This window comes from Kitasatospora sp. NPDC059722 (genome assembly GCF_042733235.1).
GTDB lineage: Bacteria > Actinomycetota > Actinomycetes > Streptomycetales > Streptomycetaceae > Kitasatospora.
Map to the genome: position 1 here is coordinate 161,496 of NZ_JBHWGD010000008.1, position 1,244 is coordinate 162,739.

At 73.8% G+C, this 1,244-nt stretch carries 1 protein-coding gene; it reads right to left on the minus strand.

Annotation, left to right across the window (positions count from 1 at the left end; translation table 11 throughout):
* Nucleotides 1–95: 95 nt before the first annotated feature.
* Entirely contained in the window at nt 96–971 is an 876-nt protein-coding gene (locus ACFV4F_RS07610; protein WP_380500795.1) for a chitosanase, read from the minus strand.
* Nucleotides 972–1,244 lie beyond the last annotated feature (273 nt).

Below are 1,244 nucleotides of genomic sequence, written 5' to 3' on the forward strand. Positions count from 1 at the left end.
GGCTCGGGGGGCTGCTGGCCGTTGGGCTTGCCGCCGCGGGCGCGGCCCGGCGCGCCCCGCCCCGCCCCCCCCCCCCCCTCTCCGCGTTCCGTGCGTCAGTGATCGATGTGGAACGACTCGCCGTAGACCTTCCACACCAGGGGCGTGTTGAGGTCGAGGTTGCCGTTGCGTAGGAACACCAACTGTTCGGTGTCCACGCGGTCGGTCTCGTCGTGGGCGGCCTCGGTCTTCATCGCGGCCCGGCGGGCGTCGAGGAAGGCCGCGAGGTAGGTCTTCTCGTCGCCGCCCTGGGCCGGTGTCTTGGCCTTGCGCATCGCGGCGGCGCGGATGCCGCCGAAGCTGACCGGCTCGTCGCCGGGGCCGTGCATGACGATCGCGTCGTAGTAGGCGAACTGGCCGAGCGCGCGCAGTCCGTCGGTCTGGGCCTGCATGACGGCCGGGTTGAAGTAGACGCGGTCGCGCTCGTCCTGCTGCGCCTGCTGGAACGCCGGGTCCTGGGCGGCCTTCTTCCAGTCGGAGACGAAGTCCGGGTCCAGACCCGAGTGCGAGGCGGACCCGTTCACCTTCTGCAGCGCCGGGAGGTACTTGCTCAGGACGTTGCCCGGCTTGAGCTGCTCGTAATGCTTCACGAGGTCGAGCATGTCTCCCGTGCCCGAGCAGAAGCCGATGATGCCGCCCGTGTAGCCGCGGCCGTCCTTGATGTCCTCGATGTACGCGAACTGGGCCTTCCAGTTCAGCGAGGAGTTCTCGGCGCTGGAGACGAGTTGCTGGGCGATGTCCTTCAGGCGGGGGTCGTTCAGGCCGACCGCCGCGCCCGGGGTGGCGCTCGCCCCGACCCCCGAGGGCTGGGGCTGGGTGGTGCGGTGCGGGCGGGCGCTGGCCGCGGTCGCGGTGACGGCGGTGATCAGCACGGCGGCCATGGCGACGTGCAGGCCCTTCGGCCGGGACGGGCGGGCGGGGGTGGACGGCATGCGTGCTCCGGGGTCCAGTGGAGAAGGGATGTTTCGGTCAGGCCTCGGTGGCCGGTTCGGGGCGACCAGCGACGCAGGCCTCCCTGATCGGCTGTCGGGATCCACCCCGGTCGGTGCCCCGCCCAGCTGTACGGCGTGCATCCGTCGGTTGGTTCACCCGGTTGGGGGGGGGGGCCCGGGGGGGGGGGGCCCCCCCCCCCGCCCCCGGGGGGCGGGGCGCGCCCCGGGGGGGGGGGGGGGGGGGGGGGGTGGGGGGGGGGGCGCCGCCCCCCC